Origin of the sequence: Peribacillus sp. YIM B13482 (assembly GCF_042787975.1) — a bacterium.
GTDB classification, from domain to species: domain Bacteria; phylum Bacillota; class Bacilli; order Bacillales; family DSM-1321; genus Peribacillus; species Peribacillus simplex_A.
This window is the reverse complement of the sequence record NZ_JBHZPF010000003.1, coordinates 162433-172724: the sequence shown is the minus strand read 5'-3', so window position 1 is coordinate 172724 and position 10292 is coordinate 162433. Positions and strand designations below refer to the sequence as shown.

8 protein-coding genes are annotated in these 10292 nt (G+C 40.2%); 1 reads left to right on the top strand and 7 read right to left on the bottom strand.

Annotated features, from left to right (window positions below):
• Positions 1–214: transposase (locus tag ACFX4L_RS03795; protein WP_377383016.1), on the top strand; the 214-nt coding region annotated here is incomplete at its 5' end.
• A gap of 111 nt (positions 215–325) precedes the next feature.
• On the opposite strand, the gene ACFX4L_RS03790 is transcribed toward ACFX4L_RS03795, so the two are convergent.
• The 7 genes from ACFX4L_RS03790 to ACFX4L_RS03760 all read right to left on the bottom strand — a co-directional run bounded on the left by ACFX4L_RS03790 (position 326) and on the right by ACFX4L_RS03760 (position 10216).
• Positions 326–1696 (bottom strand): putrescine aminotransferase, encoded by a 1371-nt coding sequence (locus tag ACFX4L_RS03790; protein ID WP_284470310.1) that lies wholly within the window; start codon positions 1694–1696, stop codon positions 326–328.
• Between the two features lie 299 nt (positions 1697–1995).
• A complete protein-coding gene (locus ACFX4L_RS03785) occupies positions 1996–4101 on the bottom strand; it encodes a sigma 54-interacting transcriptional regulator (RefSeq protein ID WP_377383014.1) in 2106 nt (701 codons plus the stop codon).
• Positions 4102–4696: 595 nt separating this feature from the next.
• A complete protein-coding gene (locus ACFX4L_RS03780) occupies positions 4697–4924 on the bottom strand; it encodes an APC family permease (protein WP_061463887.1) in 228 nt (75 codons plus the stop codon).
• Between the two features lie 42 nt (positions 4925–4966).
• Complete coding sequence (locus tag ACFX4L_RS03775; protein ID WP_377403950.1) at positions 4967–6304, bottom strand: APC family permease; 1338 nt, start codon at positions 6302–6304, stop codon at positions 4967–4969.
• Positions 6305–6700: 396 nt separating this feature from the next.
• Positions 6701–7753, bottom strand: coding sequence for an NAD(P)H-dependent glycerol-3-phosphate dehydrogenase (locus ACFX4L_RS03770; RefSeq protein WP_089364787.1), 1053 nt, complete (start codon positions 7751–7753; stop codon positions 6701–6703).
• A 16-nt stretch (positions 7754–7769) separates the two neighbouring features.
• Positions 7770–9080, bottom strand: coding sequence for a ribosome biogenesis GTPase Der (gene der, locus ACFX4L_RS03765; protein WP_089364788.1), 1311 nt, complete (start codon positions 9078–9080; stop codon positions 7770–7772).
• A gap of 515 nt (positions 9081–9595) precedes the next feature.
• Positions 9596–10216, bottom strand: coding sequence for a YphA family membrane protein (locus ACFX4L_RS03760; RefSeq protein ID WP_089364789.1), 621 nt, complete (start codon positions 10214–10216; stop codon positions 9596–9598).
• Between the last annotated feature and the right edge of the window lie 76 nt (positions 10217–10292).

Genomic DNA, 10292 nt, shown 5'->3' with positions numbered 1-10292 from the left:
TGCCTATTCATTTCACACGGCTGCAGACCGCAATGGTTTTGTGCTAGGGTCGATTGTAACACCTGGAAATACGCATGCAAAAGAAAAGCATGGTATGCGTTGGACTACTTTAAGGGGACTTAAAAAATTGTCGATGCAGGCGATGCTTACTTTCAATGCCATGAATATAAAGAAGATGGCCAATTGGACATGGCAAGGTCCAAAAATGGCCTAACATAGTGGGTTCCAAGAAAATATCAAAAGGGGTTCGGAATTAATTCATTCCGAACCCCTTTTGTCGACAAACTGAAAAACAGCCCTAAGGCTGTTTTTCTGCTTACTTATATTAAGATTGAAGCGTCGGCAAAACCTCTTTAAACGCTTTTATGACTGTATCCACTTCATCCAAATGTATAGTCAATGACGGCTCGATCCTGATTGTTTTGGAGTTTATAAGCGTACCTGCCACCAAGATGCCTTTATCAAAGAGGGCTTTAGAAAATTCATAACCCACTTCGTCTTTATGGAACTCAATACCAATCATCAATCCTTGTCCGCGAATCTCCAATACCTTATCTTTGTGCTCTTTAGCCACTTCCTTTAACCCATTTAAGAAGTATTCACCAACTTCTGCAGCACGCTCCGGTAATTTTTCCTCCAAAAGCACGTCGATCGTAGCAATGGCAGCAGCACATGCGAGTGGATTTCCTCCAAATGTCGTAGTGTGCATGAATGGATTGTCGAACCAGCTTTTAAACACTTTCTCATTGGCTACAACGGCCCCTGCAGGCATTACTCCGCCGCCAAATGCTTTCGCTAAACAAAGAATGTCCGGTACCACATCATAAAGCTGGGATGCAAACATTTTACCTGTACGTCCCATTCCTGTTTGAACCTCATCCAATATCAATAACGCATCATATTCGTCACATAGTGCCCGAACCTGCTTTAAATAATCTTGCGGAGGGAGGATGACCCCTCCTTCACCCTGGATAGGCTCCAACAGCACAGCAGCAACGTCTTCACCGACCAACGCACAACTTTCAAACGTTTTTCTCATCATATCCACATCACCGAAAGGTACATGACGCACACCTGGAATCAGTGGAATGAACGGTTTTCGGAACATGCCCTTTGCTGTTGCTGATAAGGAACCAAGACTTTTACCATGGAATGATTTTGTCGTTGAAATAATCGTGTATTTGTCACTGTACATTTTGGCCAACTTAAGCGCAGCCTCCACGCTCTCCGTACCGCTGTTCGTAAAGAATGAGTATTTTAAATCTCCCGGCGTGATATCGGCTAGGATCTTTGCAAGCATTGCACGCAATGGATCAAGTAAGTCCTGGCTATGAAGGGCTTGTCTTTGCAATTGATCGGTTACGGCCTTTACTACTTTAGGGTTACGATGGCCAACATTATAAATGCCAAACCCACCTAAACAATCAATATATTTTTTTCCATTAACATCCGTAAAACATGAATCTTGATCAGACCACTCTACCGCAGCGAATTGTGTGTCTTTAGTGACCGTCTTCCGATATTCCAAAAACCCTGGGTTTACATGGTTACGGAAATTCTCGACCGTTTCTTTCGTTACCCATTGGGCATCTTCTTTTGAAATTTCTTTTTGCTCAATTAATTGAAGCACCTTTTTAATATAATCCTGGGTTTCTGATTGGTTGGCTTGAGTTTTACTTTCTACGTTAATTGACATTTTATACTCTCCCTTTTTTATAAATTTATTGGATGGTTAATTAAGGATGCTTTTGATGAATCTTTAATGCTTACCTCCCTTTTTTCTTATACTTACTTACCAAGCAAGTACCGTGCCAAGATAATTAACCAATAAAATCGCATTTTTTTTAATAAATACCACTAAACCTATGCAATTTTGCATATCATTATTTTACTTTGCATAATCTATCCTTGGAAAACCATTAAAAAAGCTTACCAAATTCCTTCATAAAAACAGCCGTTGATAAGTGAATAACATCACTCGTCAACGGCTTTTTTTCAATATGCATTTTTTTCGATCCTCTTACTCTGTTCAGCCAAGACTTTTTGATACTTCCTGCTCACTGATGATTGACTTATCCCCAGCGCTTTTGCCGCTTTCGTCGTAGTTTTATACTGTTTCATGGCCAGCATGATTAATTGCTCTTCAACATGATCCTGGGCTTCCTGCAGCGGAAGGATTCTCGTAATGATGGGTTTTGTTTGTTTAAAGTCACTGCCGACCGGAATGAACCTTTGAATGAAGCCGGCATCTATCATCTCTTCATCTGCAGAAACAACCAATCTTTCAATCATGTTCTGCAATTCACGAATGTTCCCCGGCCATGTATAGACTTCCAGTATATTCAAGGCATCAGGGGAAAAGTGGTAATTCCGCTGATACCTTTCATTCAGTTTTTGCAGAAAATGAAAGGCTAGCGGCGGTATATCCTCCGGCCTTTCCCTTAACGGGGGCACATGTATGGGAATGACGTTCAATCGATAGAATAAATCTTCTCTAAACGTCCCCATCTCGACCATTTTTTCCAGTCTCTTATTCGTTGCCGCAACAATTTGAACATCGATGGAGACAGGTGTCGTACTGCCTATCGGGATCACTTCCTGTTCCTGGAGGACTCGCAGTAGCTTGACTTGCAGATGTATAGGCATGTCACCCACTTCATCAAGGAATAAAACACCGTTATTGGCCTGTTGAAAGTATCCTACTTTCCCATTTTTATCCGCTCCTGTAAATGAACCCTTCGTATAACCAAACAATTCACTTTCGAGGAGGTTTTCCGGAATCGCCCCGCAATTTATCTTCAGGAAAGGTTGCTTGGAGCGCCTGCCCATTTTATGGATGGCTTCGGCTATCACTTCTTTACCCACTCCCGACTCCCCGTTGATTAATACAGTAGATGAAAAATGAGCGATTTTCTGGACTTGGCTGATTATCTGCTCCATTTTAGGACTGGCAAAAATCAACTCTTTATAAAATTGATCTTGCTTTTTGAATGAGTCCAGTTCTTTCTTCATTTCATTTAGTTCCGATTTCAATTGTGCCGTTTCCGTTATATCCCTAGATGCAATGACTATACGCTCTATATCCCCTTTTTCATTGAATACTGGAGTACCAACGGAAAGTACTTTTTTATTCATTTTCGTATCTTGGACAATCGATACTTTCTTTTTTTGTTCAAGGACTAACCGGGGGACCGAAGGATTGAAAATCCCTTCATCTTCTAATTGCAAGAGATTCTTTCCGATATAATCTTTTAAATCCTTTCCCCAGAAACCTGAGATGATGCTGTCACTATAGCGTAATAGCTCCCCTTTTTGATTGACGACCAGAATTTCATCATAGATATTCGCTAAAATGGCATTCAAGTCTTTATTCGAGCTTTTTATCAAATCTATTTCCATGGCCATTTCCTCAACCATCGGTAAATCCTGAACGATGATGATCAGGCCTTCGACTTCTTTTTCATGATTTAAAATCGGGCTATAATCGACAAGCACACTCATGACATCAGTAATCTCCAGCTGATTAAGAATACTGCTCCCGCTGGCAAACACGTTATGTATATGCTGCTTATCGAAGATGTTTGCAGCAGGTTCATTAAGGACTTGTTCTGAAGGTTTTTTTATCATTTTCAAGCCAGATTCATTGAAGTTCACGATATTTTTTTCTTTATCAGCCACAAAAATCCCCATAGGAATGGATGTTAAAATCACATTTAGCAGGTCTAAGTTTTGTTTGCTGTCCTGCTTGAATAATTCAGCTAAAACATCTTCCCTTTTTACATAACCGGTAAGCAGGCCTTCATCCGTTTTTATCAGTACGATAGGTTCACCGATAATTTGAAACAGGAGCGGCATGGAAATGTTTGGATGCAATTTACAAACATTTTCAATCGAGAAAGCATACTGTAAAAGCTGATCGACTGTCGTTACTCTTTCATTTAACGGGAGGTCATCCATGCGGATATAGGCAAATACTTGATTATCCTTCATAAGAAAAAAGAAAGGTTCCTGTATCTCATCAATTTTTTGCTCTGAAAATGTTGGCTGATCAATTTCTATAGATATGAATGGTCTAATTTTATCATCCGGAATAGATAACACAGTTTCACTCTCCTTTTGTAACCCAACCTATATTTTAACACAATTCTGAATTGCAAGATAAAAAATAAATATGTCCAGCTTCTTATACCCAACATTTACCTTTATTCGATCCATAATAAAAGGGGTTCCTTCTACATGTTAAAACAAAGTGATTGGAACGGGTGCGTGAGACTCCTGCGGGAAAAGCCCGTCCAAGGGGAGACCCCGCAGGCGCAAAGGGCCGAGGGCGGACCGTCCGTGGAAAGCGAGTGCCCTACGTTCCAATCAACGTTCTATTTTACAAACCCTCAAAAAGACTGTAGACAAACTCAATTATTATCGAGTTTGTCTACAGTCTGAAGAGTTCTTTATTGAACCCTTTTGACCTAAAGATCAGTTATACATCTTTTACTTATTTTTCATTGGACAAAGGGGCGTTCACCTTTTCGTATTTAATATCCTCCACAACATTGATAATCGTCGAAATAATCAGTAAACTCAAAGCCCGTACAGAAGGAAAGCTGCTGAAAAGAACGGCTGAACAACAAATAATTGACCATTGGAATGAATAAAACCCATTAGTATCGACCAACCCACCAGAAAACCGGCATATGGATTAATCGACTTTTGCGTAGGCATATGCTGAACCTGCCGATGGAATGACCTTCGCCATCTGTCCATAACTGTTTTCCGTGAAAAGCATCACCATTAAAGCGAGTATGTAGGCTCCAGGAACCACATGTGACATTTCTGCTGCGATGCCATATGTGCTGAACACCGTTGCTAAAGCCATGAATGAAAAACCGAATAGAATAACAGGCATGAAACCTCTCCATTTTCTCATCAGACTTATAACCCCCCCCTTCGTTACATCAATAGAGTGGATTCACTGGGCTTCTTTAAAATGAAATAGCGGAGGGGATTCCGTAAACCATTTTGTCCGGTACAGAAGATAACAAATTCCAATTAACGCCCAGACAACCCCTAGGATCAATGAACTCATATCGAGATTAAGCCACAGAATGAATACCGATGCCCCTCCAATAACCGGGGACAGAATAGTTGAAAGAAATCCTTTCATCGTTCGGAAACTTTTGTTTCTTATTGCATGGACGATTACACAAATATTCACGAAAGTAAAAGCAATTAGAGCCCCAAAGTTAATGAGGGAAGCGGCCGTAACCAAATCAAGGAATAAGGCAATCATTGATATGGCCCCGACAAAGATGACATTAAAAAATGGCGTATTGTATTTGGGGTGGACAAACCCAAAAAGTTTTTTTGAGATCATTTGGTCACGCCCCATGACATATAACAACCTAGAAACACTAGCATGGGATGCAAGACCGGAGGCAAGGGTACCGGATAAAGTTCCAGCGAGAAAGAAAGCTTGAAATAACTTCCCGCCCACAAAAAGGGCAATTTCCGGGGAAGCCGCCTCAGGATCGCCAAAACGGGAAACATCAGGGAAAAATAACTGTGTAAAGAATGCAGCCGTCACAAATAAAACCCCACCGATCAGGGCAGTCAAAAAGATGGCCCGGGGAATCGTTTTAGATGGATTTGGTGTTTCTTCCGATAATGTAGTGACAGCGTCAAACCCCAGAAACGAAAAACAAAGGATTGTAGCGCCTGTAATGAGTGTCGACATTTCCATATGAGGCCCGATGAATGGCTTAACTGAAAAAACGTCACCTGTTCCTTCTCCACCCATGACCCCTTTGACCACAAGAGCCACAAAAATAATGATGACCAACATTTGAAAGAAAACTAGAAAGCTATTAAAGTTGGCAGCAAAATTAACATTGAATAAGTTAATCCCTGTCATTAAAAGAACAAATGCCACTACCCATATCCACGGGTATACTTCAGGAAAAAGAGCTGTTAGGTATATTTTTGTTAAAATGGCGTTCACCATCGGTAAAAATAAATAATCAAGCATCGATGACCACCCGACAAGGAAGCCTAAATGTGGATTTATCGTTTTTTGAGTATAAGTATAGGATGAACCTGCCTGCGGATAAATTTTCACCATTTTTCCATAGCTGGCTGCAGTAAACAACATCGCCATAAGAGCAATGACATAAGCTGTTGGCACATGCCCCCCCGTTTCTTCTGAAACTATCCCGAAAGTATCAAAAACAACCATCGGCGTCATATAACCAACACCAAGCAATACGATATGCCATAAGTTTAAAGACCTTTTCAGTTGACCTGTTTGCATGTATCCTTCCCCTTCCTTGTTTAGCCAGAAAAGTTAACCAACTTTCCTGGCCTCCTTTATAATTTTTTTGTTATATTACACTTCGCAATTTTCATACCAAAAAAAAAAGTCGATTTTTAACAAAAAACAAGGAAATAAGTAGAATATTTCATGCAAATTTGAATAACTCATGCAATTATTCATAATCCCTAAAGTTAGCTAAAAGAGAATCAATGATTTTTGCCCATAAAAAAAGCAGAAGATATAAAGATACCTTCTGCTCATTTGACTAAATCCCCCGTGCCGAGGTCAAATTACTAGTTTACTTTCGTTGCATTGTATGCTGATACACGGCAAGGCGCATCATCGAATGCCTAATTTAATGAAATTCTTTTATTAAAATCAACAAACGCGAGGTTAATCCTGCTGTCTGCTATCCAATATGTTAAAAAGTTCTTCCATTTCATTCGTTTTTGAACGATTCATTAAAAGGTCAACTGCCTTTTTCACTTCTTCCCCATTGAATAAAACATCGTACAAGGCTTCTGTGATCGGCATGTTCACTTCGTACTTTTTAGCTAGTTGATAGGCGGCTTTAGTGGTTCTGACACCTTCAACGACCATACCCATGTTTTCCAAAACTTCTTCAAGCTTTTGCCCTTTACCAAGCATATTCCCAGCTCTCCAATTACGGGAATGGACGCTTGTACAAGTGACGATCAAGTCGCCAATCCCAGCTAAACCTGAAAACGTTAGTGGGTTGGCCCCCATGGCCACCCCCAGGCGGGATATTTCAGCCAATCCCCGTGTCATTAATGCAGCCTTGGCATTATCACCATAGCCTAAACCATCCGTAAGGCCGGCACCCAAAGCAATGATGTTCTTCAATGCCCCACCGATTTCAACACCAATCAAGTCGGGATTTGTATACACACGGAAATTATTATTGATAAAGATGTCCTGAACCCTTTCGGCTGCCTTCATATTCTTTGAAGAAACGGCAACTGTTGTCGGGTGACGCAGACTGACTTCTTCTGCATGACTCGGGCCTGAAAGAACCACTATATCTTTAAGCCAATCCGCCGAAGAGACTTCTTCAATCATTTCCGATATACGAAGCAGTGAATCAGGTTCAATTCCTTTACTCACATGAACGATCGTCAATGGTTTATCATGAGCCTCTTTAATCTGACCAAGCACTTCCCTGTAGGCTTTGGTCGGCACCGCCAAAATAATTATTTCAATCCCGGCCAACGCTTCTTTAATGGACGAATATCCTTTAATCCCCAAAGGCAATTCAATCCCAGGCAAGTATTTTTCATTCGTATGATTTTGATTCATTTCATCAATTTGTTTCTGATTGTGTCCCCATAATCTCACTTCATGCTGGTTATCAGCTATTACCATCGCTAAAGCAGTTCCCCAGCTCCCTGCACCAATCACAGCGATACTTTCTTTTGCTTTCACCATTGTATAACCACCTTTACTATTTCCTTTGGCGTCCAAAAATTCGTATCGGTGTTCCTTCAAAACCAAAGGCATCCCTAATTCGATTTTCTAAAAATCTCTCATATGAGAAATGCAATAACTCCGGATCGTTAACGAATACAACGAAAGTAGGCGGCTTAATCGCAACCTGAGTCGTATAATAGATTTTCAAACGGTTGCCATTATGAGTCGGTGTCGGATTCATCGCCACGGCATCCATGACCACTTCATTCAATACATTTGTCTGAACACGGATAGCATGATTCTCACTAGCCTGATCGATGACTGGTATTAAGGTATGTGTCCTTTTTCTAGTTAAGGCAGAAAGATAGATGATTGGCGCATAATCCAAGAATAGGAAATGGGCACGGATCTTTTCTTCAAAATCCTTCATCGTTTTTTCATCTTTCTCGATGGCATCCCACTTATTGACGACGATGATGACCGCTCTACCCGCTTCATGGGCATATCCGGCAATTTTTTTATCCTGCTCACGAATACCTTCTTCAGCGTTCAGGACCACAAGAACAACGTCTGAACGTTCAATTGCCCTTAATGCACGAAGAACGCTATATTTCTCCGTACTTTCATACACTTTCCCTTTTTTCCGCATCCCAGCAGTATCAATAATGACATATTCTTTACCATTATATTTATAAGGGGAGTCAATCGCATCGCGAGTCGTTCCTTCAATTTCACTTACAATGACACGATCTTCACCTAACAATGCATTGACCAGTGAAGATTTACCTACATTCGGTCGTCCAATCAAACTGAATTTAATGACATCATCAGCATAATCCTGGCCGCTGAATTTAGGGAAGTGTTTGGCCGCTTCATCCAGTAGGTCACCAAGACCAAGTCCATGAGACCCGGAGATCGGGAATGGATCGCCAAAACCTAACGCATAGAAATCATAGATTTGATCTCTCATTTCTGGGTTATCGACTTTATTTACCGCAAGGACAACTGGCTTTCTCGATTTAAAGAGAATCTTAGCGACCTCTTCATCTGCAGACGTTACCCCTTCACGACCATTCGTCATAAAAATTATCACATCGGCTTCATCGATGGCAATTTCAGCCTGCTGGCGAATTTGTTCTAGGAACGGCTCGTCACCGATATCAATTCCACCTGTATCAATAATGTTAAAATCATGTGTCAACCATTCACCTGAACTATAAATCCTGTCACGTGTTACTCCAGGAACGTCTTCGACAATCGAAACTCGTTCTCCCACTATTCTATTAAAGATTGTCGATTTTCCCACGTTCGGACGACCGACTATCGCAATTACCGGTTTTGGCATTGCTATTCACCCTTTCTGCTACTATATCTCTGTCAAAGTCACGAAATTCATGAATGCATTTATTAAGGTTGCTTTTTGCATTATTGATTTTCATTATTTCCTTTTAAAGGAAAAGGCTGTATCCATCATCATATAAAGGAAAATTTCATCAGTAAGAGAACTCCCTACTGATGTTCAGTTAAACGTATCAAGTATTTACAGGCAGTTTGTCCACTTTACTCCCCAGTTCCTCAGGTGACGTGAAGCTGAACCCTCAGCATGCTAAAACGTGATTATAAACAGCCCAAAAAAATGAAGAAGCTTTCGGCACACTGCTTCCTTTTAATTTTTTAGAGCATTTTACGATTTATCTACAGAACTCTAACTATCCTATAGTAACAAATTTCTCGCCAATCAACAATGATTGTATGCATAAAAGCCTTCCACTTCCAATTGATTCCATTTAAACCTGCAGCATTTTGGATAAAAACGGATAACACCCCATATCTTTTTTCCTTAATCTTTCCCAATACTCCTCATTGATTAAAATTCTCTTTTCTTTGTTTTGATAACAATCTCGATTGGGATGATGAATAAATGTATTGGCCAACAAGCTCCAACATTCTCCACAGTATGTTCGTGCCCAATATCAGCACTGCATTATCGTGCCATGCGTATGCAAGGGCCACATAAGACAAAGAGTGATAAACAAGCAATCCAGAATATATGATATCACCCATTATCAAACCGATTAAAAGGACGAACAATCGATGTTTCCAATTTTTAAAAAGTAATAGGATAAGATAATTCAGGAAAATACACAAAAGATAAGAGGGTTTCATGATGAGCCATATCGGATCAAGTAAAGAAAAAAGTTGAAAACTGGCATAGGCGAGAGTGATAATAAGACTTCCGCAGATCAGTTCCATCACCTTGATGATTGATTGTTTCCTAATATACACACATAGTATAAAGAAAAGATATGGACCGCTCAAATGCATGGAAAATAAGGAAACCTCCAGTTTATACCCCGTTAATACCATTACGGCTAATAGATGAAAAAGAAAATCAAAACGAAATGGGACCGTTTTTGGAATAAAATACATGACAATGACCCAAACTATCCATGACATCCAATAAAACAAAATTCCATCCATGCAGCATCCCCCTTTTAGGAACATTATGGCTTGTTTATTCAAAGAATAAACGTAAAGGCGGGGATTAAAATGAGGA